Genomic DNA, 25,544 nt, shown 5'->3' on the forward strand with positions numbered 1-25,544 from the left:
CCACCGGCAAGGTGGGCGCCTTTTTCGTGGCAGAGGGGCCGTCAGACGGTGACGACCGCTGACGAGTGGAGACGGTCCAGGAACTCCTCCGGGCATTCGCGCAGGCCTTCGAGCCGGCCCGCGGTCAGTGCCCGATACGTGAGCAGCGCGGCCTCTTCGAGGTTGCGTGCCCGCTTGTGCGCCAACTCGACGCTGTCCGCCATGACGACCGAACCGTGCTGGCTCAGCACCAGGCAGTCGGTGCCGTCGGCGGCCATCGCCGCGGTCAACGCGGCCAGTTCGGTGCTGCCGGGCAACCGGAACGGCACCGTCGACACCCGCCTCAGGTAGAAGGCGTGGTCGGTGGTGACGATGCGGATGTGCTCGCCCAGCGCGTCGAGCAGCAACGCCGTCTGCGGGTGCAGGTGGACGATCGCGTTGACGTCCTCCCGCGCTCGATAGAGGGCGAGGTGCAGAGCCAGCTCACTGGTCGGTTCGACCCGTGGCGCCGGCACCGCTCCGAACTGCGCCGGGCCGACGGCGGCGGGCGAGCCGTCGGCGATGCGAACCGCCGCGAAGTCGGCACGGCTGAGCCGGGCCAACCAGGAACCGCGAGCGGTAACCCAGCAGGCGTCCTCGTCCGGGATTCGTGCGGACAGATTGCCGCCCGAACCACTGACCAGTCCGGCCTGGACCACGTCGTATCCCACGTGCGCGAGCTCGTCGCGCAGATCGCCGGAGACGTAGTTCACCCGATTAACTCCAAGGTCCTCGGGCCTGGCGTCACGCCTCAGACGTGGTGACGCCAGGCGATGCGCTGTGAATCGGCGCTCAGCGTGCCTTCTTGGTCGCCCGCTTCCGAGGCGGGGTCAACAGATCGGCAATGGTCGCGATCGCCGTCGGCACGAGGCGGTAGTACGCCCACACACCGCGCTTCTCGCGCTCGAGAAGGCCGGCCTCAGTCAGGATCCGCAGGTGATGACTCACCGTAGGCTGCGAGAGACCGAGCGGGGCCGTCAGGTCACAGACGCAGGCCTCACCGTCCGTCGCGGACTGGATGAGGCTCAGCAGCCGAAGCCGGGCCGGGTCGGCAAGTGCTTTCAGCACTCCCGCCAGACGCTCGGCGTCGGCACGTTCAATAGGCTCGCCGGCTAGCGGCGAGATCTGAGGCATTGTCATTTCCGCCAACGCAGTTCCCACGATCTCCATCCTTCCACCAACTGCATCGATTCTCCTGCATGTGCGCAGGAACGAACCGGCTGACTTTCGGGCCGTAAGGCCGACATCGATCACCTTGTTGGTCTGTCGGGTTCGACTGCCCGTCGCCCTTGCGGGTTCCGTTCGACTACCGACCCGACCATTACTTGGTACCGACTTCGGTCTCTGCCTCCTGCAACGCCTCAGTCGCCGTCTGGTCGCTGCCCAACTTCGTCAAGCTCTCGATCCGCCACCTCGGAGTGAGACGCTTCACATTGTCGATTTGTCGATCCATACGGCGGCGTTGCCGTAGCGGCCCTCTGCCATACCCGTGTCGTGAAGATCGGCCGGGGTGCTGCGCCGGCACCGTCGACATCCCCTGACTTCACGACCCGATGAAAGCACGCCACGACTCTGTGCAACGACCGAACGTCGATGAATTTACGCAGGTCGTAGCGTTCTTCCCTGCCTTCGAGCGTACTTGCATCTAAAAACCGGGCCGTTCCGCCCCGCCGGGCGGAAAAGGAACTATTGACCCACGACGCTGCCCCAAGATATTGGAAATATTGTTTACTAAATGGCTGTCGATTTAGGTTGATCCGCGAGGGATAGACGCAGCTCAACGCCCCAATCCGCGGGTCAGGACCGGGATCAGGCCGTCGAGCATGGCGATCGAAGCCTGCGCACGCTTCGATAACACCTTTGGCCGTCCGTCAGCAAAACCGCGCCCTAAAGCCCGGCTCGAGGCGGCCGGACGGCGCGTTTACGACCCATCCTCGGCGTTCAACGGTACCCGTTCGGGTGACGCACAACCATCGATGTCCGCTCACGGACGGGTGAACCCCGACACGCGCTTTCAGCTCGGTGAACGCGACGAGTAACCGTTAGAGGGCAATTAGTCCGAAGAAGACGACCCATCGGAGGCCGCCGATCCATCCGAGCTCGGTGCGTCGCCGGACGACGAGTGGTCGTGGTGCGTGGGCACGGGCGCCTCGGGCGCCGCCGGGGCCGGCCTCGCCCACGCCGCGTGATCCTCGGCGGACACCGGCGGGTGACCACCCGGCGGAGTGGCCGGGTAGCTCGCCGAGGGCGCCGCCGAGGTCGGGTAATCGGCCGCCGGATAGCCCGGCTGAGCTGGGAATCCGGATGGTGGCGTCGGCGCCTGGGCCGGGTATCCGCCGGGCTGCGGATAGGGCTGGGCCGCCGGCTGGCCGCCGTATGTCGGCAATGCGACATAGGCCGTCGGTCGCCCGGAAGTGGACTGCCCGCGGCCGAAGAACGCGCCCGGACTCGTCACCAGCAGGATGCCGACGATCAGATAGCCGACCATCTGCGCGATCACCAGGCCGACGTTCAGCTCGATCCAGGAGCCGGGATAGGCCGAGGTGAGCGCGTAGCCCAGGGTGCCGGGGGTGCCGTCGCCCGCGCGCTGGGCGCCGACCGTGGCCGCCGAGCCGCAGCCGAGAAGCAGGCCGAGACCGCAGACCACCCAGGTGGCCACCCGGGAGCCCTGGCTGCCACGGCGCAGGCCCAGCGCCAGCACGATGTAGAGCGCGAACAACACGACCGCGAGCACCGCGCCGATCGCCGCCACGGTCCACACCACCGTCACGTAGCCGTCGACGTCGGAGGTGTCCGCGTTGCCGGCCGCGTCGCGGAAGCGGGACACCACGCCCGGGGTGACCGCGAGGGTGGTGACGGCGTAGCCGAGCCCGACCAGCGCCATCACGGCCAGCAGGACGGCGGCGAGCTGCACCGGCACGGGCCGGCGCGGCGCCTCCGCAGGCGGAGGTGCGACGCTCGGCGGGGCGGCGGCGTAGGTCATGTGGACTCCCGGGATGATCCGTTGCGGACGAACCTACCCGTGTGCGGGACGGATCACGGCTGCGCGGTCGGATCGGTCGGCGGCTTCTGCTCGCCGCCCTCCGGCTTGCCCCACGGATCCGAGCTCGGCGGCGTCGGCGGCGCTTGTTCCTGCGGCGGATAGGCCGGCGGCCCCGACTGCGGCGGGCCCGACTGCGGCGGGCCCGACTGCGGGTAGCCGGCCGGCGGACCGGACTGCGGCGGGCCGGACTGCGGGTAGCCGGCCGGCGGGCCGGACTGCGGATATCCCGCCGGCGGGTAGCCGGGCTGGCCGCCCGGGGGCGGCGGATAGGTCGGATAGGGCGACGGCCCGCCCGGGAACGGCGGCTGACCGCCCGGATATGACGGGTAGGGCACCGACGGATCGAAGCCCCCGGTGGCCGGCCGCCGGAAGAACGCGTTCGACGCGGGCAGCGCGAGCAGGATCACCGCGCCCAGGATGGACAGCAGCGAGACCACGGTGAGCAGGATGCTGAGCGGCTCGTACCAGGACGGGAGCACCGCGTCGAGGCGGGACTGGATCTCCTCCTGGGAGGGTCCGCCGGCCGAGTCCAGGTTCATCGAGGAGGTCAGGCCGGCGCTGGCCAGCCCGCCGCCGCTGCAGCAGAGCATCAGGCCGCCGAGCACCCAGGTGGTGATCCGGGAACCCTGCCGGCCACGGTTGTTGAAGATGGCGAGGATCACCAGGCCGGCCGCGAGCAGGATGTTCAGCACCACGGCGAAGACGCTGGCGCCGACCACGATCGACTCGGTGCCGGCGGACGGGGTGCCCTCGAACAGATCCCTGTAGGCCTCGTTGGTGCGGCCCACCGTGGAAAGCGTCAGGATGCCGCTGACCAACGCGATCGCGGCGGCGATCCAGAGCAGGTAGGTCGACATGGTGACCGTTCCCGGCCGCGGCGGCGGCGATGATGCCGGCCCCGAATACGTCGGATAAGCCACGATCCCCCCTCGTTGATCTACTCACGGTATCGGTCGGGCGCTAGCTTCGCGACCAGACCTCATGCGTCGCACCGGTGTGGCAATATCGGTCAGCGATGGAGGAAAACCCCCGAAAAGGTCGCCCTTTCAGGGGGCGACAGGAGTCGATCCCGCCACCTACACTTCGATCCCGTGGCCCCAAGCTGGCAGCAGAGACCTCCAGCGGTCACCCGTGCCCGACCGAGTCGCCGCCCGCGCAACAAAGACGCTGGGGAGCAGGCAGACCGGATCCGGGCACCCATCCGATTGCGCAGGCCGCGTGACCAATCCGCGGCCGCCTCAGACTTGAAAAGGACCGGTGCATCCCATGCCGCACGCAGACACCCTGACCGTCGTTCACCACGACGATACGAGAACCCGATACAAAGACGTTCGCTACCAGTTGGTCAGAGACGGGATCAGGATCTGGTCCGATGAAGGGGAACACGCCTTCACGGACATCCTCATGACACACGCCTACCGGCAGCGGGAAGCGACGGACTGACAGAACGGCCCCGGGACGACCCGGGGCCGTTCTGCTTTTCACGCGCGGCGTACCCGAAGGTGGTCCTTGTCCTCGCCGAGGTCGACCTGGACCGTGTCGCCGTCGGTGATGTCCCCGGCCAGCAACGCCTTGGCCAGCGAATCGCCGATCGCGGACTGCACGAGCCGGCGCAGCGGGCGTGCGCCGTAGATCGGGTCGTAACCGTGCTCGCCCAGCCAGAGCACGGCCGGCTCGGAGACCTCGAGGGACAGTCGCCGGTCGGCCAGCCGGGTGCGCAGGCGGCCGAGCTGAATGTCCACGATGGCCGCCAGATCCTTCGAGGTCAGCGCGTGGAACACCACGATGTCGTCGAGCCGGTTGAGGAACTCGGGCTTGAAGTGCGAGCGGACGGTCGCCATGACCTCCTCACGGCGCTCCTCCTCGCCGAGCGTGAAGTCGGAGATCACCGACGAGCCCAGGTTCGACGTGAGCACCAGGATCGCGTTGCGGAAGTCGACCGTGCGGCCCTGACCGTCGGTGAGCCGGCCGTCGTCGAGCACCTGCAGCAGCACGTCGAACACGTCCGGGTGAGCCTTCTCCACCTCGTCCAGCAGCACCACGCTGTATGGCCGCCGGCGCACCGCCTCGGTCAGCTGCCCGCCCTCCTCGTAACCCACGTATCCGGGCGGGGCGCCGACCAGCCGGGCGACCGAGTGCTTCTCGCCGTATTCGCTCATGTCGATCCGGACCATCGCCCGCTCGTCGTCGAACAGGAAGCCGGCCAGCGCCTTGGCCAGCTCGGTCTTGCCGACGCCGGTCGGGCCCAGGAACAGGAAGCTGCCGGTCGGGCGGTCCGGGTCGGCGACACCGGCCCGCGCGCGCCGCACCGCGCCGGAGACCGCGGCCACCGCCTCGGCCTGGCCGACCACCTTGCCCTGCAGGGACTCCTCCATGCGCAGCAGCTTGGCGGTCTCGCCCTCGAGCATCCGGCCGGCCGGGATGCCGGTCCACGAGGAGATCACCTCGGCGATGTCGTCGGCGCCGACCTCCTCGCCGACCATCGGCTCTTCCTTCTCCGCCTCGTCCTCGACCGCGGAGGCGGCCTCGATCTCCTTCTTCAGCGCCGGGATGATCTCGTAGAGCAGACGGGACGCCTTTTCCAGATCGCCGTCGCGCTGGGCGCGCTCCTGCTCGGCGGTGGCCTCGTCGAGGTTCTTCTTCAGCTCGCCGACCCGGTTGAGGCCGCCGCGCTCGCGCTCCCAGCGGGCGGTCAGCGCGGTCAGCTCCTCTTCCCGATCGGCCAGGTCACGCTCGAGTTTCTGCAGCCGGGCCACCGACGCCGGGTCGGTCTCCTTGGCCAGCGCCAGCCTCTCCACCCGCATCCGGTCCACCTGGCGCTGCAGCTGGTCGAGCGCGACCGGCTGGGAGTCGATCTCCATGCGCAGCCGGGAGGCGGCCTCGTCGATCAGGTCGATGGCCTTGTCCGGCAGGAAGCGGTCGGTGATGTAGCGGTCGGACAGCGCCGCCGCGGCGACCAGTGCGCCGTCGGTGATCTGCACCCGGTGATGCGCCTCGTAGCGGCCTTTCAGACCGCGCAGGATGCCGATGGTGTCCTCGACCGTCGGCTCGCCCACCACGACCGGCTGGAAGCGCCGCTCGAGCGCCGGGTCCTTCTCGATGTGCTCGCGGTATTCGTCCAGCGTGGTCGCGCCGACCATGCGCAGCTCGCCGCGGGCCAGCATCGGCTTGAGCATGTTGCCGGCGTCCATCGAGCCCTCGCCCTTGCCGGCGCCGACCACCGTGTGCAGCTCGTCGAGGAACGTGACGACCTGCCCGTTGGAGTTGCGGATCTCCTCGAGGACCGACTTGAGCCGCTCCTCGAACTGCCCGCGATATTGCGCGCCGGCCACCATGGCGCCCAGGTCCAGTGACACCAGCTTCTTGTCGCGCAGTGTCTCCGGCACGTCACCGGCCACGATGCGCTGGGCCAGCCCCTCGACGATCGCGGTCTTCCCGACGCCGGGCTCACCGATCAAAACCGGATTGTTCTTCGTACGCCGGGAGAGCACCTGAACCACACGGCGGATCTCGGTGTCCCGCCCGATCACCGGATCGATCTTGCCGTCCCGGGCCAGCGCGGTCAGATCGACGCTGTATTTCTCCAGCGCCTTGTAGGTCTGCTCGGGCTCGGCCGTGGTCACCCGCCGGTCACCGCCACGCACCTCGGGGAACGCCGCGACCAGCGCCTCCTCGGTGGCGCCGGCGTTGCGCAGCGCCGCGCCGACCGCACCGCCGACCCGGGCCAGGCCGGCCAGCAGGTGCTCGGTGGAGACGTATTCGTCGCCGAGCGGCTTGGCGATCAGCTCGGCCTCGCCGATCGCGTTCACGAACTCACGGGACAGGCTGGGCTCGGCGATGCTCGAGCCCCGGGCGGACGGCAACTGCTCGACCGCGCGGACGGCGACGCGACGCACGTCGGCCGGATTGGCGCCGACCGCGCGCAGCAGGCCCGGAGCGGTGGAGCCGCCGGTGTCCAGCAGCGACAGCAGCATGTGCCACGGCTCGACGGTGGCGTGCCCACGCTGGTTGGCGTCGGCGACCGCCCCGGTGATGACGTCGCGGCTCTTGGTGGTCAGACGTTCGGCGTTCATGTGCTCCCCAGATCAAGTTTCCGCAGACTTGAGCCTAGCCCGCTCAACCCTAGACCGTCGACACAATGTCGGGGGTACGCCGTAGCGTTCCGGCCATGGGAACCGACACCGCCACCGTGACGCGCGCCGGTCTGGTTCGGGTCTTCCTGCCGCTCGGCCTGGTCTTTCTCGCCGTCGGTGTCTCGGTCGCGCTGGTCGTGCCGTTCCTGTCGCTCTTCCTGAGCACCGAGGTCGACGCCGGCCCGTTGCAGGTCACCGCGTTCCTGGTCGGCGGCCCGCTGGCCGGGGTGCTGGTGGCGTCGGGCATCGCGCGGCTCTCCGACCGGCGGCCGATCCGGCGGCGGCTGCTGATCGGCGCCGCCCTGATCGGCGTGCTGGGCTGCGCCCTGACGGCGGTGATCCGGGACTACTGGGTGCTGCTCGCCCTGCAGGTCACCGCCATCGCGCTCGCCGGGTCCCTGTTCCCGCAGTCGTTCGCCTATGCCCGCGAGGTGCTGCAGCGCGACCTGCCGGACCGCGCCGCGATGGGCATCACCTCGCTGCGCACGGTGTTCTCGATCGCCTGGGTGGCCGGCCCGCCGCTGGCCGCGCTGCTGGTCGAGACCGGCGGCTTCCGCCTGGTCTACGCCGTCGCCGCGGCGATGTACGGGCTGGCCGCCCTGCTCGCGGCGTTCTTCCTGCCCGAGGTGCGGGCGCCGGCGCCGGCCGCTCCGGAAGCGGGTGTGGTGGTCGAGCCGCCGGCCGGCATCTCCCGCCGCACGGTGATCCTGATCACCGTCGCGTTCACCTGTCTGCAGTGCCCGCTGACCCTGGGCGTGCAGGCGCTGCCGCTGTTCGTGCGCGGCGAGCTGGGCGGTCAGGTGTCCGACGCCGGGCTGATCCTCGGCCTGTGTGCCGCGCTGGAGATTCCGCTGCTGCTCGGCATGGGCTGGCTGACCACGCGCGTCCCGGTCCGCCGGGTGATCCTGGCCGGCGCCGCCATCGGGGTGGTCTATTTCCTGGTCGCCGTCACCACCTCGACGGTCTGGATGCTGCTCGCGGCGCAGGTGCTCAACGCCCTGTTCATCGCGGCCATCTCCGGGCCGAGCATCAGCTTCGTGCAGGACATGCTGCCGAGTCAGCCGGGCCGGGCCACGACACTGTTCACCAACACGTTCCCGATCGGCGCGATGCTGGCCGGGCCACTGTTCGGCATCGCGCAGCGCTACGACTACCGGCTGGCATATGTGATGTGTGCCGGGCTGTGCGCCGTGGGCCTGCTGTTCCTGCTGGGTCTGCGAAAGCAGGGCTCACAGTGAGTTAGCGTGGTGGTGTGCGCGCACGGGTAGAGCAAACTCCACTGCCGGGCATCGGCGTCCGGCACGATCTGATCACCTCCTCCGGCCGGACGGTCGGGGTGGTCTCGCACCGCAACGGTCGTCGCGACCTGGTGCTCTACGACGTGGACGACCCCGACTCGTGCCTCGCCTCGATCCCGCTCACCGACGACGAGGCGGAGGCGCTGGCCGACGTCCTCGGCGCCTCGCTGATGCTGGGCCAGCTCGCCGGGCTGCGTCAGCAGGCGGCCGGGCTGCTCACCGAGCAGATCGCGCTGCCGGCCGGCTCGCCCTTCGTGGGCCGCAAGCTGGGTGACACCCGCGCGCGCACCCGCACCAGCGCGTCGATCGTGGCGGTGTTGCGCGACCGCGAGGTGATCGCCTCCCCCGGGCCGTCCTTCGTCTTCGAGGCGAACGACGTGGTGGTGGCGGTCGGCACCCGCGACGGCCTGAGTGGCGTGACCGCCATCCTCGCCGGCGACACCGACGGCTGAGCGGTGCACCAGACCACCGTCTTGTTGATCGAGGTCGGCGCGCTGCTGTTCGCGCTCGGCATGCTCGGCCGCCTGGGCCGGCGCATCGGTCTCTCGCCCATCCCGCTCTATCTGCTGGCCGGCCTCGCCTTCGGGCACGGCGGCCTGCTGCCGCTCAACGCCAGCGAGGAGTTCATCGAGGTCGGCGCCGAGATCGGCGTGATCCTGCTGCTGGTCATGCTCGGCCTCGAGTACTCCGCGTCGGAGCTGGTCGGCAACCTTCGCGCCTCGGCACCGGCCGGCGTGCTGGACATGCTGCTCAACGCCCTGCCCGGGGCCGGCTTCGCGTTCCTGCTCGGCTGGGGCTGGGAAGCGGCGATCGTGCTGGCCGGCATCACCTGGGTGTCGTCGTCCGGGGTGATCGCCAAGGTGCTCGGCGATCTGGGCCGGCTCGGCAACCGGGAGACCCCGGTGATCCTGTCCGTGCTGGTCATCGAGGACCTGGCGATGGCCTTCTATCTGCCGCTGGTCACCGCGGTGCTGGCCGGTGTCGGCCTGGTCGGCGGCCTGGAGGCGCTGGCCGTCGCGGTGGTCACGGTGATCGCGGTGCTGGTGGTGGCGATCCGGTACGGCAACACGATCTCCAGCTTCATGTCGGTCCGCGACCCGGAGGCGCTGCTGCTCAGCGTCTTCGGCCTGACCCTGTTCGTCGCCGGGGTGGCGGCCGAGCTCAACGTCTCCGCCGCGGTCGGCGCGTTCCTGGTCGGCATCGCGCTGTCCGGTCCGGTTGCGCATCATGCGACACAAATGCTGTCGCCGCTGCGGGATCTGTTCGCCGCGGTGTTCTTCGTCTTCTTCGGGCTCTCCACCGATCCGGTCGACATGCCGCCGGTGCTGCTGCCCGCCCTCGGGCTGGCCGTGCTGACCATGGCCACCAAGGTGCTGACCGGCTACCTCGCCGCGAAACGGGCCCGGATCGCGCTGCCCGGCCGGCTGCGCACCGGTCTCGCGCTGATGCCGCGCGGCGAGTTCTCCGTGGTCATCGCCGGTTTGGCGGTTGCCTCCGGGGTCGAGCCGGAGCTAGCGCCGCTGGCCACCGCGTACGTTTTGATCACCGTGGTGAGCGGTCCGATGCTGGCCCGGCTGCCCGACTACCCCTGGTTCAAGGCCGCTGTCCGGCGTCGGATGGCACTCTCCGCGACGCCGGCGCCGCTGGCCGCAACCGACTGAACCTGATCAACCAGCTACTGACCAGTATCAGAATGTGAACGAGTAGACCTTTCGCATGGCCGTTTCCGCGCGCTAGCGTTCCGCTCGACAGTTTCGTGTTATAGGACACTCAGGCGGCGAACGTGAGCTTGCGTGAATCGACATTCTTCGGATTCGCGAACCCGGTGGACCCTCGTCCGGAGGAGCTGCAGGCCTGGGCATACCACCCCGAGGCTGTTCCGCTCGACGCCATGCCGCCGGACTGGGACCTGCTGATCGCCGGCGACGTCCTCGGGCCCACTCTCTTCGAGCTGGCCATGGACCGGCAGTGCCCGGCCCGCCGCTTCGCGCAGCACTGCATGTACATCTATGCCGCCGACGGCGTGCGACCGAACGCGTCGTCGCAGCGCAAGCGCCGGCTGAAGAAGTATGTCGAGCGCGCCGAGGAGGTCGGCGACGAGCCGATGTCGATCTGGGCGCACAACTGCCGGGTGCTGATGACCCGCCCCGAGCTGTTCGACTACGAGGAGTGGATCGAGGGCGGCCTCGTGCGCCACCCCCGACGCCTCGGTCTGTTCAACCGCCGCTAGGACCTCGACGAGGGCGCCAGACCACGAGGGCCGTGGACGGGCGCTCCTGCCGGACCAGGTCCCGGCTCGGGTAGGGGCTCATCGCCTCGAGCTGGGCGATCCGCTCATATGCGTCGGCCAGCTGCGCCTGCAACTCGGCGACCTGCTGCTGCAGGTCGCCGGCCAGGTTTTCCAGGCCGATGATGCGCTTGATGCCGGCCAGGTTGACGCCGTCCTCCTGGCTCAGCCGCTGCACCTCGCGCAGCAACGCGACATCCCGCTCGCTGTAGCGGCGGCCGCCCCCGCCGGACCGGCCGGGCTGCACCAGCCCGAGCCGGTCGTACTGCCGGAGGGTCTGCGGGTGCATGCCGGCCAGCCGGGCGGCGACCGAGATGATCAGCACCTTCGCATCGGAGTCGTACATCTGCCCACCTCCTACCCGAACCGCCGCAGGCGGGCGTCCAGGCGCTCCCGTCCGGCCGGCGGAGTCAGCTTGGCGAATTGCTCGAGCGCGTCCCGGGCCTCGTCCGATATCTGCGCCGGCACCTGCACGTCGACCGTGACGATCAGATCGCCGGCCTCGCCGTTGCGGCGCAACACGCCCTTGCCCCGGGCACGCAGCTTGCGCCCGCTCGGGGTGCCCGGCGGCACCCGCAACGTGACCGGGGTGTCCATCGTGGGCACCCGCAGGTCGGTGCCGAGCACGGCCTCGGCCATGGTGATCGGCACGGTCAGGGTGAGGTCGTCGCCGCTGCGCCCGAACAGGTCGTCGGGCCGCACCTTGACCTGCACATAGAGGTCGCCGGCCGGGCCGCCGCGCTCGCCCGGCTCGCCGCGCCCGCTGAGCCGGATCCGCTGCCCGTCGGCCACCCCGGCCGGGAACCGGACGTTGATCGTGCGGTTTTTGGTGACCCCGCCGGTGCCGCGGCACTCCGGGCACTTCTCGTCCACGATCGTGCCCGCGCCCTGGCACTCGCGGCACGGCTCGGAGAAGCTGAACGACCCCTGGTTGCGGGAGATCAGCCCGCTGCCCGCGCATTGCGGGCAGGTGCGCGGCGTGGTGCCCGGCTTGGCGCCGTCGCCGTGACAGGTGTCGCAGACCCCCGGCGAGCGCAGGGTCAGCGGCAGGGTGGTGCCCTGCACGGCGTGCACGAAGTCGAGTGTCACCTCGGCCTCGACGTCACGGCCGCGCTGTGGTCCGGTGCGCCGCACGCCCGGGCCGGCCCCGCCGCCGGAGAAGATCGAGCTGAATATGTCGGAGAAGCCGGCGCCGCCGAACCGGCGATCACCGGCGCCGCCCGACGCGCCGCTGCCGGAGAAGCCACCGAACAGGTCGGACGGGTCGAACCCGGGGCCGCCGGTGCCGGAGCGGGCGCCCCGCCGGAACGCGCCGGAGCCGAACAACGAGCGCATCTCGTCGTACTCCTTGCGCTTCTTGTCATCCGACAGCACGTCGTATGCCTCGGAGGCGGCCTTGAACTTCTCCTCCGCCTCGGCGTTGCCCGGATTGCGGTCCGGGTGCAGCTCGCGCGCCAGCTTGCGGTATGCCTTCTTGATCTCGTCGGCGGAGGCGGACTTGCTCACCCCGAGGACGGCGTAGAAGTCCTTCTCCAGCCAGTCCTTCGAACTCAACTCATCCACCTCCTTCTGCACATGGCTGCCGCCCCGCCCGCCGGAGATCCGGCGGGCGGGACGATCGACGACGGCGTCACTCGGGGTCGGCGACCGCGACGAGGGCGGGCCGCAGCAGCCGCTCGCCCAGCGTGTAACCACGGCGCATGACCTCGACACAGGTCGGCTCCGTGACGTCCGGGGACGTCAGGTGCGCGACCGCCTCGTGCCGCGTCGGGTCGAAGGGATCACCCTTCTCACCGAACGGCACGAGACCGAACTTGCCGGTGGACGCGGTCAGCGACTCGGCCACCGTCGCGAACGGACCGACCAGGTCGCCGTGCTCGCGGGCCCGGTCGACGTCGTCGAGCACCGGCAGCAGCGCGGAGAGCACCGCGCCGGTGGTCTGCTCGGCGGCCGCGCCGCGATCCCGGTCGACCCGCTTGCGATAGTTCGCGTACTCCGCCGTCACCCGCTGCAGGTCGCGCGTGCGCTCCTCCAGCTCGGTGCGCAACGCCTCGAGCTCGGCGCCGAGCACCGGCGGCTTGGCGTCGGCATCCTCCGTGGTCACCGTGGCACCTTCCTCCGGGTCGGCCGCTCGATGCGCACCGCCCTTCACCGGCTCCTTCGCCGTGTCTTCCTTGGCGTCGCTCACGGACTCCCCTGTTGCCTTACCGTTCGGGTTGATCTTGCGCCGATCACGGATGACGACCCGCTCGGTCGCCTGACCGTCGTTTTCGTCCTCCGCGCGGCTCATTTCTTGTCGTCCTCGACGATCTCGGCGTCGACCACGTCGTCCTGGCCGCCGGCGGCACCGGCCGTCGGCCCACCGGAGGCGCCGGCCGGGCCGGGCTCCTGGGTGCCGTCCGGGCCGGGAGCGCCCTGGGTGCCGTCGGCCTGCTGCTGCGAGTAGAGCAGCGAGCCGGCCTCCTGGGACACCTTGGCCAGGTTCTCGTGAGCCGTCTTGATCTTCTCCATCTCGTTGCCGCCGAGTGCGCCGCGCAGGTCGCCCAGCGCCTCCTGGATCTTGCCGCGATTTTCCTCGGGGAGCTTGTCGCCACTCTCCGCCAGGAACTTCTCGGTCTGCCACTGGAGCTGCTCGGCCAGGTTGCGGGTCTCCGCGTCCTCGCGGCGCTTCTTGTCGTCGTCCGCGTGGTCCTGAGCGTCGCGCATCATGCGCTCGATGTCGTCCTTCGGCAGCGCGGAGCCGCCGGTGATCGTCATCTTCTGCTCCTTGCCGGTGCCCATGTCCTTGGCGGCCACGTGCACGATGCCGTTCGCGTCGATGTCGAAGGTGACCTCGATCTGCGGCACGTTGCGCGGCGCCGGCGGCAGGCCGGTCAGCTCGAAGGTGCCGAGCTTCTTGTTGTATGCCGCGATCTCGCGCTCGCCCTGGAAGACCTGGATCAGCACGGACGGCTGGTTGTCGTCGGCCGTGGTGAAGACCTCGGAGCGCTTGGTCGGGATGGTGGTGTTGCGCTCGATCAGCTTGGTGAAGATGCCGCCCTTGGTCTCGATGCCCAGCGACAGCGGGGTCACGTCGAGCAGCAGGACGTCCTTGACCTCACCCTTGAGCACACCGGCCTGCAGCGCGGCGCCGACGGCGACGACCTCGTCCGGGTTGACGCCCTTGTTGGGCTCCTTGCCGGTCAGGCTCTTCACCAGGTCGGACACGGCGGGCATGCGCGTCGAGCCGCCGACCAGGATCACGTGGTCGACATCGGCGACCTTGACCCCGGCGTCCTTGATGGCCGACTCGAACGGGCCCTTGCAGCGGTCCAGCAGGTCCTGCGTCATCCGCTGGAACTCGGCCCGGCTGAGGCTCATGTCCAGGTGCAGCGGCCCGTCCGGGCCGGCCGTGATGTAGGGCAGGTTGATGCTGGTGGTGGTCGCCGCGGACAGCTCGATCTTGGCCTTCTCGGCGGCCTCACGCAGCCGCTGCAGGGCCATCTTGTCCTGGCCCAGGTCGATGCCGTTGGCGCCGCGGAACGTCTTGACCAGGTGGTCGATGACCCGCTGGTCCCAGTCGTCGCCGCCGAGGTGGTTGTCACCCGAGGTCGACTTGACCTCGATGACGCCCTCGCCCAGCTCCAGCAGCGAGACGTCGAAGGTGCCGCCGCCGAGGTCGAAGACCAGGACGGTCTGCTCCTTGGAGCCCTTGTCCAGGCCGTAGGCCAGGGCGGCCGCGGTGGGCTCGTTGACGATGCGCAGGACGTTGAAGCCCGCGATCTCGCCGGCCTCCTTGGTGGCCTGGCGCTGAGCGTCGTTGAAATAGGCCGGGACGGTGATCACCGCGTCGGTGACCGTCTCGCCCAGGTAGGCCTCGGAGTCGCGCTTGAGCTTCATCAGCACCCGCGCGGAGATCTCCTGCGGGGTGTACTTCTTGCCGTCGATGTCGATGGACCAGTTGGTGCCGACCTCACGCTTGACCGAGCGGATGGTCCGGTCCGGGTTCGTCACCGCCTGCCGCTTGGCGACCTCGCCGACCAGGACCTCACCGTTGCGCGCGAAAGCGACGATGGACGGGGTGGTCCGGGAGCCCTCCGCGTTGGCGACGACGGTGGGCTCGCCTCCTTCCAGAACGCTGACGCAGGAGTTCGTGGTGCCGAGGTCGATGCCGACCGCACGTGCCATGTTGGTAGCCCTCGCTTCTTCATGTCGTCGGGTCCACAAGTTGAGCGGACCAGGCTCAATCATGCCACGGCCGATCTAGTCGTCAACTCGAAGTTGAGCGGACTGGACGCAAGTCACCTGTCTACATACCTGTCCGGTCACGGCACACGGGTACCTGTTGTCTGAGTCGGGCGGATCGGGCACCCTTTAGCCGTGACGACGCACGGTGACGCGGTCGGTCCGTCGGCCTCCGCCGCCGCTGCCGCGCCAGATCTGGAGAAACACGACGTCGCGGCCGCTCCCGCCGAGACCGACGCCGCGGACTCCTCGCCGTCCAAAAACTCCAATGCCTTGGATACGCGCGCCGAAAAGTCCAGTCAGTCAGAGGACGAGGTCGCTGCGGAGGCCGGGCCGCACCCCGCCGCCGGGCCGGAGCCCGGCCCGGGCAAGGCGCCGGAGGACAAACCCACGGTGGCCGCCGAGCCGGCCGGAGCATCGACAGCCGCCGAATCCTTGCCTTCGGACGAGAAACCGTCCGTAGAACCTTCCGCGGAGGCCGAGCCGACCGCCGAGGTCGCACCGACCGCCGAGGTCTCACCGCCGGCTGAGGCCGAGCCGGAGCCGCCGACCGCCGAGGTCGCGGATGACGAGCCGACCGTCGTCGAGCCGCCGGCCGAGGACGAGCCGACCGCGGTGATCGACGACGAGCCGACCGCGGCGGTCCAGGATGAGCCGACCGCGGTGATCGAGGACGAGCCGACCGCGGTGGTGGAGACGCCCGAGCCGACGCTGGTCGAGCCGCCCGCGGCGGAGGAGCCGACACTCGTCGAGGCGCCGCCGGCCGTCGGGGCGCTCGCGACGGGGCTCAGTTCGCTGCGCGCGGCGATCGGCGGCACCGCGTACCCCTTGGTGATGCCCTCGGCGGACGAAGCGCGACGGATCGGCAAAGCGCTCGTGTCGCAGTTGGACGATTATCTTCTGCCGCGCCTGGCGCGGCTTGACGCGCCCCTGCTCGTGGTCGTCGGCGGATCCACCGGCGCGGGCAAGTCCACCCTGGTGAACAGCCTGGTCCGGGCGCCGGTGAGCGCGGCCGGCGTGCTGCGTCCGACGACCCGCTCGCCGGTGCTGGTCGGGCACGCCGACGACATGCCCTGGTTCCGCAAGGGCGAGCTGCTGCCGGGGCTGGTGCGCACCACGGTGTCCAGTTCGGACCCGGAGACGTTGCAACTGGTCACCGCGCCCGCCCTGGGTCCGGGGCTGGCCTTCCTGGACGCGCCGGACATCGACTCGGTGGTGGACCGCAACCGCCGGCTCGCCGCGCAGCTGCTGGCCGCCGCCGACCTGTGGTTGTTCGTCACCACCGCGGCGCGTTATGCGGACGCCGTGCCGTGGGAGCTGCTGACCACCGCCCGCCTGCGCGGCACGGTGATCGCCCTGGTGCTGAACCGGGTGCCCGGGGATGCGGCCGGCGAGATCTCCGCGCACCTCGGCGAGATGCTGGCCGCGCACGACATGGCCGCGGCGCCGCTGTTCGTGCTGCCGGAGACCACGCTGGACGGTCAGGGCCTGCTCTCCGAGGACGTGGTCCGGCCGCTGCACGACTGGTTCGGCAAGCTGGCCGCCGACTCGAGCGCGCGGGCCGCCGTGGTCAAGCAGACGCTGGACGGCGCCCTGGCCGCGCTCGGCCCCGCGGTCGAGGGCCTGGCCGACGCGGCGGACGACCAGGCGCTGGCGGCCGCGGCGCTGGACGAGCGGGTGTCGGCGGCCTACCGCACGGCGAAACGGACCGTGGCGGACGGGCTCAAGGACGGCCGGCTGCTCCGCGGCGAGGTGCTGGCCCGCTGGCAGGAGTTCGTCGGCACCGGCGAGTTCCTGCGCGCGCTGGAGTCACGGGTCGGGCACCTGCGCGACAGGCTGATCGCGGCGGTCACCGGCCGGCCCGCACCCGGCCGCAATCTGCAGGCCGCGCTCGAGTCCCAGCTGGTCACGCTGCTGCGCGGGGTGGCCGCGGACGCCGCCGAGCAGGCCTACTCGGCGTGGCACGCGCACCCGGCCGGGGCGGCGCTGCTCGATCCCACGCTGCAACAGCCGGCCAAGGACCTGCCGCAGCGCGCCGACCGCCTGGTGCGCGACTGGCAGCACTGGGTGCTCGAGCTGGTCCGGGAAGAGGCCGGGGACAAGCGGTTCGTGGCGCGGGCCGGCGCGTACGCCGTCAATGGGGTTGGTCTGGCGGTGATGATCGCGGTGTTCACGTCGACCGCTTTCATCCCGACCGGCGCGGAGGTCGCGGTCGGGGCCGGCACCACGATCGCGGCGCAGAAGCTGCTCGAGGCGATCTTCGGGGATCAGGCCATCCGCACGCTCGCCGCACGCGCCCGGGAAAACCTGCTCACCAGGGTGGATGAGCTGCTCGACGCGGAGGCGGCGCGGTTCACGCAGCGCACCGCCGCGGTCGGTTTGGAGCTGGAGCCGGCGGCCGGCCTGCGCCGGGCCGGCGCAGAGGTGGAACGAGCCAGGGGGGAGCTCGCGCTGACATGAGCCTCGTGGAGAAAGTGCGCGACGCGCTGACCCCGGACGACGGCCGGATCGACGTGGATCGGCTGGTCGGCCGGCTGGAGTCGCTGTCGCGGTTCCTGCGGGTGACCGACCCCTATCTGCCGGACGGCGACCTGGTCGCGGCGCACACGCTGGTGGAACGGGCCGGCACGCGGCTCAAGCTGTCCCAGGACCACACCGTGGTGGCGCTCGCCGGGTCCACCGGCAGCGGCAAGTCCAGCATGTTCAACGCGTTGGCGCGGCTCAAGCTGTCGCCGGTCGGGGTGCGCCGGCCGACCACCGGCGTCGCGCACGCCTGCGTCTGGGGTCCGCTCGAACCGGCCAACCGGCTGCTCGACTGGGTCGGGGTGCTGCCACGCCAGCGCTATGTGCGGGAGAGCGCGCTGGACGGCGACGACGAGGCCGCGCTGCGCGGCCTGGTGCTGCTCGACCTGCCCGACTTCGACTCCGTCGAACGCGGCCACCGGCTCGAGGTGGACCGCCTGCTGGGCCTGGTCGACCAGGTGATCTGGGTGGTCGACCCGCAGAAGTACGGCGACCGGATCCTGCACAACGCCTATCTCAAGCAGTTCAAGCAGCACGCCGAGATCACCATCGTGACGCTCAACCAGGCCGACCGGCTCTCCGCCGCGGACACCGAGATCGTGCTGGCCGACCTCAAGCGGCTGCTCGAGGAGGACGGGCTGGAGGGCGCGCCGGTGCTGGCCACCTCGGCCAAGCAGCCCGGCATGCTGACCGAGCTGCGGGAGGCGCTGGAAAAGACGGTGGCCGAGCGGCAGGCCGCGCTGCGCCGGCTCTCCGGTGACCTCGACGCGGTGAGCGAGCCGCTGGCCGAGATGATCGGGCCGCCGGCCGCCGAGGACGAGGTGGACCGGGCCACGGTGCGGCAGCTGTCCGAGGCGCTGGCCGCATCGGCCGGGGTGCCGGCGGTGGCCGAGGCGGCGGGGAACGCGTACCGGCATCGGGCGGCCGCCTCGACCGGGTGGCCGGTGGTGCGCGGGCTGCGGAAACTGCGACCGGATCCGCTGAAGCGGCTGCACATCGACTCGTCCGCCACGATCGAGGGCGAAGTCGTTCCGCGCACTTCGCTGCCGACCGCGGACGCCGCGCAGAAGTCCGCGGTGGGGCTCAGCGTGCGGGCGGTGGCCAGCCGGGCCGCGGCGCCGATCCCCGAGGTGTGGGCGCCGGCGCTGAACAACGCGGCACGGTCCCGGGTGGCGGATCTGCCGGACGCGCTGGACCGGGCGGTCGCCTCCACCGACATCGGGATGAACCGCACGCCGATCTGGTGGCGGCTGGTCGGCGTGCTGCAGTGGATGCTGACGTTCGCCGCGGTGGGTGGGCTGCTGTGGCTGCTGGCGGGCTATGGCGTGCGCGCGCTGGGCCTGCCCGAGCTGCGCCATCCCCAGATCGGCGACGTCCCGATGCCGACCGTGCTGCTGCTCGGCGGGCTGGCCGTCGGGCTGCTGCTGTGGCTGCTGCTGAAACCGATCGTGAACTGGGGTGCCCGGCGCGCCCGGCGACGTGCTGAGCAGCGGTTGCAGGTGGCGGTGACCGGGGTGGCCAGGGAGTTGGTGGTGGCGCCGGTGCGCGAGGTGCTGAACGCGTACGCACAGGCGCGTGAAGCTCTGGCCGCAGTCCGTTCCGACTAGGGTCTGTCCTGCCACCGGACGGGTACGCTCGCGGCATGCCGGCTCCCCAGACTCCGTACGAAGCGGTCCTGCACGCGGCCCGCGACGTGGCGAAGCTCGACTGCGCCCTGGACGCCGAGATGCTGGCCACCGCGCTGCTCGGCAGCGTCTATGCGGTGGCCGAGAACGATCGTGCCTCCGCGGTGCGGGACTTCGTCGGCGCCTTCCTCGGCGCGACCAACCGGCGGCGCACCGCGTCGGCCATCACGATCCGATCCGTCTTCGCCGCGCTGGTCCCGGAGGCCGACGGCGCCCGCGACGTCAAGGTGGGCGCGCAGGCTCCGGCGTGGACCGGCCAGGTCGGCCGGGTCCGGGCCACCGGTTGCTATGCCTACGGCGACGTGTACGGAGATCAGACGTCCTACCTGGTCACCTATGCATATGAGGACAGTGCCGAGGGTGGCTCCGACCACGCGCTGGTGGCCCTGGTCGACCACAACATCGGCATCACCAAGGACCTCTATGTGGGCAGTCCGGCGGCGCGCATCCTGGACCAGGTCAAGGAGATGTGCGCGGCCGACGAGCTGACCTGGTTCCGCGCGGAGGACCCGGGCCGGCTGCGGCACGAGGTCGATCGGCACCTGGAGATCACCGACGGCCTGACCGACCTGCCCGCCGACGGTTCGCTGGCCACCGATCGCGCGCTGGCCGTGTCCCGGCTGCATCTGCTGCCGGCGTCCACCACGCCGGCGCTGACCGAGCCGCCCGCGAGCCCCGGCCCCGAGCTGCTCCGCGACTTCCTGTCGTCACCGGAGGCGGCCCGCTTCGGCCTCGACCAGGTGCACGCCGACGACGAACTGGCCAGCCTGCACTTCTGTCTGAGTCTGATCATCGACCACGCGGCCGGGCTGCCGGACGCCGACCCGCTGCGCTGGAGTCCGGCGGTGGCCGGGCTGTTCCTGCTCGACTGGGTGCACCGGCGCGCGGTGCTGGACATGGACGACGCCGCGATGCTGCCCCGGGTCACCCGGGCCTGGTCGGCCTATGCGATCCGGCGGCGCGGGCTGCCGGATCTCGCGGCCGAGCAGATCGACACGGTGGTCGAGGAGATGATCCCCGAGTTCGCCCGGCTCTATGCGACGGGCGAGCGACGCAGCCCCGCCACGGCGGCGGTGGCCCAGCTCATCTCGGAGGGCGTCGACCCGAACGACACGGACGCCATCGACGCCTGGATAGACCAGAACCGCCACCGCCTGAACGACGACCCCTCGTAGTTATCCACAGCGGCAAGTTATCCACAGGGCACGCCGCGGGAAGACTTCGATTTCTCTAGCGTTCCCGGCATGAACCGCTGCGCCGTAACCTTTTCCGCATGGCCACTCCCGAGGTCTCCCCGATGACCGCCTCCGCGCTGCCGGCCCTCGATCTGCCCGACGAGAACGGGTTCACGATCGACGACCTGCACGCTCTGCCGGAGGACGGACGTCGCTGGGAGCTCATCGAGGGGAGCCTGGAAGTGTCGCCGTCGGCGACCACCGACCACAACATCATCGCCCGCTGGATCGCTCAGATCCTCGAGGACTCCTGCCCGCACAAAGATCTGCTGGTCAGCACGGATCAGTCCGCGACCATCGACCGGCACAGCGAGCCGCGTCCGGATCTCATCGTGACCTCCACCCGGCACCTCTTCGACAGCCCGTTCCCGTTGCAGGGTTCTCCGCTGGTGGGCGAGGTGGTGTCGCCCACCTCGGTGCTGCGTGACACCGAGACCAAACGTGCTCTCTATGCCCGCGCCGGCGTCCCGGCCTACTGGATCATCGTGGCCGGTCGCGACGACCCGGCGATCCGTCTGGCCGAGCTGATCCTCGACCCGGACGAGGGTCGATACGAGTTCGTCACGCACTACACGGCGGATGTCTTCGAGACCAAGGTGCCGTGGCCGGTCCGGATCGACCTGCCGGCGCTGTCCGCGAAACGGGCCGGCCACATGTGACCGCTCACCAGCGGCCGGTGCGGTCCGACTGGTGGCGACCGGCGCGGGAGCCGCGGTTGCCGTCCATCGCGTCCTCGGCGCGGTGCTGGCGCTCGGCGCGGTGGTGTCCGCGATAGGAACGACCGCCCGACTGTGGCTCGTCGGTGCGCGCCTCGGTGGTGTGGTGCCGGCGGCTGTTGTGGGTCCGCTCGGCGACGCGGGCGGGACGAACATTCTGCGGGCGCTCGGCCACGGAAGACCTCCGGCTGGATTCGGACCGGTCCGTGGACCGGCTGCTCACGGTGAAACCCGGGGTGCGGTCGCGGCGCAGGGCGATGCTGCGGTCACGGTCGGACGGGCGCTCGCGGATGGTGAAGTCGTAACCGTGGCGGCCGGTCGCTTCGATGTGGACGGTGATCGAGCGGTCGCGGCCTTCGCGGTGGTGGGACCAGTGGGCGCGGTGGGCGGCGTTGTCGGCCTGCTTGTGGCGGGACCAGTCCGGGCGGTGGTGGTGCGACGGGCGGGCGCCGCACTTGCTGCGGTCTTGGCAGGACGGTTGGGCCTGGCGGATCGGTCGGTCCCGGTTCTTGCTGGGTGGTGGGCGGTCGCCGACCGGTTTGCCAGGGAAACCGGGCCAGGAGACGTTGCCGGAGTGCCAGCCGGGGGCGGAGCCGCTGCCGGGGTGGCTGCGGTGGCCGCGGTCGTCGTCGTTCCCGGAGTCGCCGGAGCCCTCGGGGTCTTCGGAGCCCTCGGGGTCTTCGGAGCCCTCGGGGTCTTCGGAGTGCTCGGCGTCGTCGGCGTCGTCGGGGTCTTCGGAGTCGGAGCCTTGGTCGTGTCGGTCGCGGGGTGCTTCCTGGGGGCGGGTGGAGGGGGGCTCGTGATCGGAGTCGTCGCCGTCCGAGTGGCCTGGCTCGTCACCGTCCGAGTCGCCTGGCTCGTCGCCGTCGGCGTTGTTCTGCGGGGACGAGTGGCCGGGCGGCCAGGTCCACTCGCGGTCCGCGGCTTCCGGCTCCTCCGAGTCCGGCGACGACGGCTCCTGCGGCGAGTCGCCGCCACCCGACGGCGAGCCACCCGGCTGAGCGCCGCCCGACGGCGAACCACCCGGCTTTGAGCCGCCCGACTGAGCGCCGCCCGACGGCGAGCCACCCGGCTGAGTGCCGCCCGGCTTTGAGCCGCCCGGCTTTGAGCCGCCGGACGAACCGCCCGAGGACGAACCACCTGGCTGCGAGCCACCGGACGACGAGCCGCCTGACGATGAACCACCCGGGTGCGAGCCACCTGGGGACGAGCCACCTGGGGACGAGCCACCTGGGGACGAGCCACCTGGGGACGAACCACCGGAGGAGGAATCGCCGCTGGACGAGCCACCCGAAGCCGAGCCGCCGCTGGACGAGCCACCGGACCACGAACCGCCCGACGACGAACCGCCGCTGGACGAGGCACCGGAGGACTCGCCGCTCGGGGATGAGGAACCGGGGCGGGTGGGGTCTGCGTACCCGGGTTTGGAGTTTTGTTTTTGGGCCTGTCCGTTTGGTTCGTCGCCGGGGGCCTCGTCCGTCGACGGCGCCGGGCGGATCGGGGCCGAGGACGACGAGGGGGCGGGCAGAGCGGGAGTTGACGGCGACGTGGGGCTCACCGGGCCCGATGACGGCAACGGCAGGAATGGGACGTCCATCGCGCCGGTCGTGCCTTCGTCCAGCTCGTTGGAGCCGGCCGTGATCGCGGCCAGCGTCGGCAGTGACGCGAGGCCGACCAGCAGTGCCACGATCAACACATATCGCCGGGTCGGACCGCGGAAGCCGTCGGCCCGGTAGACGCCGTTCACCCGCTTGCGGAGCACCTTGATCGGCGGCACCAATCCGTCGTCGGCCGGCTCCCGCTCCACCACTGCACCCCCGAATAAAGATCAACATAGATCTGTCTCAGCTATCGGGGTGAACGACGGGGGCGGGGAGAGGCTGCGGCGATCGCTACGGGTTCGCGCAGAAGGCAGAGGCCAAAAACGGCGTACCCGGACAAAAGTCCTCCGTGACGTAACAGCAGAATTTCCTTAGTGTGATCGACCCGACCTGTAATGACGCTCACGTTCTCTGTCAGGATGGGGACGACGGCACCGCCGCCGTCGCGGTCGCCAACCAGCGGCGCGAGGTGCGGGTCGTCACTCCCCGGCGGGGGTCACGCCCGCGCCGACGAGCCGCGCGGCAGCCTCACCAGGGTCAGGCGCGGCACAACCCGCAGCGGCACGCCGCGCGGACGGGCCAACCCCGCCGTGGGCACAGAGATGAACAGGGAGACACGATGGCGAACGGCGATAGCGAACCCGGGGCAGACGTCCCGGCCGGCGGCTTCGTTCAATTGCTCACCCCCGGCGGGGAGCGCGTCGACAGCTTCACCACCGACGACGGCGTGACCTACACCGTCGACTTCACCGACGACGAATATCGCGAGCTCTACCGCGATCTGGTCACGGTGCGGCGGCTGGACGCCGAGGCGACCGCCCTGCAGCGGCAGGGTGAGCTGGGCATCTGGGCGAGCCTGCTGGGTCAGGAGGCGGCGCAGGTCGGTTCCGGCCGGGCGATGCGGCCGCAGGACATGGCCTTCCCGACCTACCGCGAGCACGGTGTGCTCTACACCCGCGGCATCGACCCGATCATGCCGTTCGGCCTGTTCCGGGGTGTCGACCAGGGCGGCTGGGACCCGAACGAGTTCAAATTCAACACGTACACGATCGTGATCGGCGCGCAGACGCTGCACGCGACCGGCTATGCCATGGGCATCACGATGGACGGCAAGACCGGCAACGCGGACGGCGAGTCGGTGATCGCCTACTTCGGCGACGGCGCCACCAGCCAGGGCGACGTGCACGAGGCGTTCGTCTGGTCCAGCGTCTTCCACGCCCCGATCGTGTTCTTCTGCCAGAACAACCAATATGCGATCTCCGAGCCGCTGGAGCGCCAGACCCGGGTTCCGCTCTACCGGCGGGCGATGGGCTACGGCTTCCCGGGCGTCCGGATCGACGGCAACGACGTGCTGGCCACCTATGCGGTCACCCGGGCCGCGCTCGATCACGCGCGCAACGGCGAGGGCCCGACGCTGATCGAGGCGTACACCTATCGGATGGGCGCACACACCAGCTCGGACGACCCGACGCGCTACCGGATCGCCAGCGAGGTGGAGTCCTGGAAGGCCAAGGACCCGATCGCACGGATGAAGACGTTCCTCGAGAAACAACAGCTGGCCGGCGACGACTTCTTCGGCGAGGTCGACGAGACCGCCAAGCGGCTGGCCCTCGACCTGCGCGAACGCGTGCTCGCCATGCCCGACCCGGCGCCTGTCACGATGTTCGACAACGTCTATCCGGGCGGCTCGCCCGAGATCGACGCGCAACGCGCGCAGTTCGAGCGCTACCAGGCCTCGTTCGAGGGGAGTGCCCACTGATGACTGAGCTGACCCGCAGCGGAAAACCCCAGAAGAACCCCGTTGGCGAGACGATTTCCCTGGGCAAAGCCCTGAACCACGGGCTGCGCCGCGCGCTGGAGAACGACCCCAAGGTCATGATCATGGGTGAGGACGTCGGCAAGCTCGGCGGCGTCTTCCGGATCACCGACGGGCTGCAGAAGGACTTCGGCGAGAACCGGGTGATGGACACGCCGCTGGCCGAGTCGGGCATCATCGGCACCGCGATCGGCCTGGCCATCCGCGGCTACCGGCCGGTCTGCGAGATCCAGTTCGACGGGTTCGTGTTTCCCGCGTTCGACCAGATCGTCAGCCAGGTCTCCAAGATGTATTACCGCTCGCTGGGCAACGTGCGGCTGCCGATCGTCATCCGGATCCCGTTCGGCGGCGGCATCGGCGCGGTCGAGCACCACTCCGAGTCGCCCGAGGCGCTCTTCTCGCACACCCCGGGACTCAAGGTGGTGGCCTGCTCGAACCCGGTGGACGCCTACCAGATGATCCGGCAGGCGATCACCTCCGACGACCCGATCGTGTTCTTCGAGCCCAAGAGGCGTTACTGGGAGAAGGGCGCGGTCGACCTGGACGCCGCGCCGGACTTCCCGCTGCACGCCTCGCGGGTGGTTCGGGAAGGCGCCGACGCCACGATCGTCGCCTATGGCCCGATGGTCCGCACGGCACTCGACGCCGCTCAGGCGGCCACCGAGGACGGCCGGAGTCTGGAGGTCATCGACTTGCGTACGCTCTCGCCCCTGGATCTTGGTCCGGTCTTTGCATCGGTGCGCAAGACCGGGCGGTGCATCGTGGTGCACGAGGCACCCGGCAACCTGGGCATGGGCTCCGAGGTGGCCGCGCGGGTCAGCGAGGAGTGCTTCTACTCACTCGAGGCGCCGGTGCTGCGGGTCACGGGATTCGACATCCCCTACCCGGCGGCGCGCGTCGAGGAGGAATACCTCCCGGATCTCGACCGGGTGCTGGACGCCGTCGACCGCTCGTTCGGCTGGTGA

At 70.4% G+C, this 25,544-nt stretch carries 21 protein-coding genes; 11 read left to right on the forward strand and 10 right to left on the reverse strand.

Annotation, left to right across the window (positions count from 1 at the left end; genetic code table 11):
- Positions 1-41: 41 nt before the first annotated feature.
- Together ACZ6TI_RS04495 and ACZ6TI_RS04500 are read right to left on the reverse strand one after the other, a co-directional pair.
- Positions 42-731, reverse strand: a complete 690-nt coding sequence (locus ACZ6TI_RS04495; RefSeq protein ID WP_465343596.1) for a class II aldolase/adducin family protein — start codon at positions 729-731, stop codon at positions 42-44.
- Positions 732-810: 79 nt separating this feature from the next.
- On the reverse strand, positions 811-1,188 hold the full coding sequence (locus tag ACZ6TI_RS04500; RefSeq protein ID WP_014440216.1) for an ArsR/SmtB family transcription factor: 378 nt from the start codon (positions 1,186-1,188) through the stop codon (positions 811-813).
- A gap of 653 nt (positions 1,189-1,841) precedes the next feature.
- On the opposite strand from ACZ6TI_RS04500, the gene ACZ6TI_RS04505 reads away from it, so the two are divergent.
- A complete protein-coding gene (locus tag ACZ6TI_RS04505; protein ID WP_465343597.1) occupies positions 1,842-2,057 on the forward strand; it encodes a hypothetical protein in 216 nt (71 codons plus the stop codon).
- A 14-nt stretch (positions 2,058-2,071) separates the two neighbouring features.
- On the opposite strand, the gene ACZ6TI_RS04510 is transcribed toward ACZ6TI_RS04505, so the two are convergent.
- The 3 genes from ACZ6TI_RS04510 to clpB form a co-directional block, all read right to left on the reverse strand.
- The gene (locus ACZ6TI_RS04510; protein ID WP_465343598.1) at positions 2,072-3,001 is read right to left on the reverse strand and encodes a hypothetical protein; all 930 of its coding nucleotides are present in this window, start codon (positions 2,999-3,001) and stop codon (positions 2,072-2,074) included.
- A 53-nt stretch (positions 3,002-3,054) separates the two neighbouring features.
- A complete protein-coding gene (locus ACZ6TI_RS04515; protein WP_465343599.1) occupies positions 3,055-3,981 on the reverse strand; it encodes a hypothetical protein in 927 nt (308 codons plus the stop codon).
- Between the two features lie 561 nt (positions 3,982-4,542).
- Positions 4,543-7,134 carry an ATP-dependent chaperone ClpB gene (gene clpB / locus ACZ6TI_RS04520; RefSeq protein ID WP_465343600.1) on the reverse strand — a complete coding sequence of 864 codons (2,592 nt, stop codon included), beginning with the start codon at positions 7,132-7,134 and terminating at the stop codon, positions 4,543-4,545.
- 95 nt (positions 7,135-7,229) lie between these two features.
- Between clpB and ACZ6TI_RS04525 the strand changes: the two genes are divergently transcribed.
- From ACZ6TI_RS04525 to ACZ6TI_RS04540, 4 genes are all read left to right on the forward strand, one after another.
- Positions 7,230-8,432 carry a sugar efflux transporter gene (locus ACZ6TI_RS04525; RefSeq protein ID WP_465343601.1) on the forward strand — a complete coding sequence of 401 codons (1,203 nt, stop codon included), beginning with the start codon at positions 7,230-7,232 and terminating at the stop codon, positions 8,430-8,432.
- A gap of 14 nt (positions 8,433-8,446) precedes the next feature.
- On the forward strand, positions 8,447-8,944 hold the full coding sequence (locus tag ACZ6TI_RS04530; RefSeq protein WP_465343602.1) for a cation:proton antiporter regulatory subunit: 498 nt from the start codon (positions 8,447-8,449) through the stop codon (positions 8,942-8,944).
- A gap of 3 nt (positions 8,945-8,947) precedes the next feature.
- Positions 8,948-10,153 (forward strand): cation:proton antiporter, encoded by a 1,206-nt coding sequence (locus tag ACZ6TI_RS04535; protein WP_465343603.1) that lies wholly within the window; start codon positions 8,948-8,950, stop codon positions 10,151-10,153.
- A 122-nt stretch (positions 10,154-10,275) separates the two neighbouring features.
- Positions 10,276-10,722, forward strand: coding sequence for a hypothetical protein (locus ACZ6TI_RS04540; RefSeq protein ID WP_465343604.1), 447 nt, complete (start codon positions 10,276-10,278; stop codon positions 10,720-10,722).
- Here the strand turns inward: ACZ6TI_RS04540 and ACZ6TI_RS04545 are convergent.
- The 4 genes from ACZ6TI_RS04545 to dnaK form a co-directional block, all read right to left on the reverse strand.
- Positions 10,709-11,125, reverse strand: a complete 417-nt coding sequence (locus ACZ6TI_RS04545; protein WP_465343605.1) for a heat shock protein transcriptional repressor HspR — start codon at positions 11,123-11,125, stop codon at positions 10,709-10,711. The two genes, ACZ6TI_RS04540 and ACZ6TI_RS04545, sit on opposite strands and share 14 nt — an antisense overlap.
- An 11-nt stretch (positions 11,126-11,136) precedes the next feature.
- Positions 11,137-12,333 (reverse strand): molecular chaperone DnaJ, encoded by a 1,197-nt coding sequence (dnaJ, locus tag ACZ6TI_RS04550; RefSeq protein WP_465343606.1) that lies wholly within the window; start codon positions 12,331-12,333, stop codon positions 11,137-11,139.
- 76 nt (positions 12,334-12,409) lie between these two features.
- Positions 12,410-13,069: a nucleotide exchange factor GrpE gene (gene grpE / locus ACZ6TI_RS04555; protein ID WP_465343607.1), complete on the reverse strand. Its 660-nt coding sequence runs from the start codon at positions 13,067-13,069 to the stop codon at positions 12,410-12,412.
- The gene (dnaK, locus tag ACZ6TI_RS04560; protein ID WP_465343608.1) at positions 13,066-14,946 is read right to left on the reverse strand and encodes a molecular chaperone DnaK; all 1,881 of its coding nucleotides are present in this window, start codon (positions 14,944-14,946) and stop codon (positions 13,066-13,068) included. Before dnaK ends, grpE begins: the two co-directional genes overlap by 4 nt.
- A gap of 768 nt (positions 14,947-15,714) precedes the next feature.
- Between dnaK and ACZ6TI_RS04565 the strand changes: the two genes are divergently transcribed.
- The 4 genes from ACZ6TI_RS04565 to ACZ6TI_RS04580 all read left to right on the forward strand — a co-directional run bounded on the left by ACZ6TI_RS04565 (position 15,715) and on the right by ACZ6TI_RS04580 (position 21,105).
- The gene (locus ACZ6TI_RS04565; RefSeq protein WP_465344280.1) at positions 15,715-17,463 is read left to right on the forward strand and encodes a GTPase family protein; all 1,749 of its coding nucleotides are present in this window, start codon (positions 15,715-15,717) and stop codon (positions 17,461-17,463) included.
- Positions 17,460-19,133 (forward strand): GTPase, encoded by a 1,674-nt coding sequence (locus ACZ6TI_RS04570; protein ID WP_465343609.1) that lies wholly within the window; start codon positions 17,460-17,462, stop codon positions 19,131-19,133. Before ACZ6TI_RS04565 ends, ACZ6TI_RS04570 begins: the two co-directional genes overlap by 4 nt.
- A gap of 35 nt (positions 19,134-19,168) precedes the next feature.
- Positions 19,169-20,386 carry a hypothetical protein gene (locus tag ACZ6TI_RS04575; RefSeq protein ID WP_465343610.1) on the forward strand — a complete coding sequence of 406 codons (1,218 nt, stop codon included), beginning with the start codon at positions 19,169-19,171 and terminating at the stop codon, positions 20,384-20,386.
- Positions 20,387-20,484: 98 nt separating this feature from the next.
- A complete protein-coding gene (locus tag ACZ6TI_RS04580) occupies positions 20,485-21,105 on the forward strand; it encodes a Uma2 family endonuclease (protein WP_465343611.1) in 621 nt (206 codons plus the stop codon).
- A 4-nt stretch (positions 21,106-21,109) separates the two neighbouring features.
- On the opposite strand, the gene ACZ6TI_RS04585 is transcribed toward ACZ6TI_RS04580, so the two are convergent.
- Positions 21,110-22,969, reverse strand: a complete 1,860-nt coding sequence (locus tag ACZ6TI_RS04585; RefSeq protein ID WP_465343612.1) for a hypothetical protein — start codon at positions 22,967-22,969, stop codon at positions 21,110-21,112.
- Positions 22,970-23,382: 413 nt separating this feature from the next.
- On the opposite strand from ACZ6TI_RS04585, the gene pdhA reads away from it, so the two are divergent.
- Positions 23,383-24,522 carry a pyruvate dehydrogenase (acetyl-transferring) E1 component subunit alpha gene (gene pdhA, locus ACZ6TI_RS04590; protein ID WP_465343613.1) on the forward strand — a complete coding sequence of 380 codons (1,140 nt, stop codon included), beginning with the start codon at positions 23,383-23,385 and terminating at the stop codon, positions 24,520-24,522.
- Positions 24,522-25,544, forward strand: coding sequence for an alpha-ketoacid dehydrogenase subunit beta (locus ACZ6TI_RS04595; RefSeq protein ID WP_465343614.1), 1,023 nt, complete (start codon positions 24,522-24,524; stop codon positions 25,542-25,544). Before pdhA ends, ACZ6TI_RS04595 begins: the two co-directional genes overlap by 1 nt.

Source organism: Actinoplanes sp. NPDC051388 (assembly GCF_055586225.1).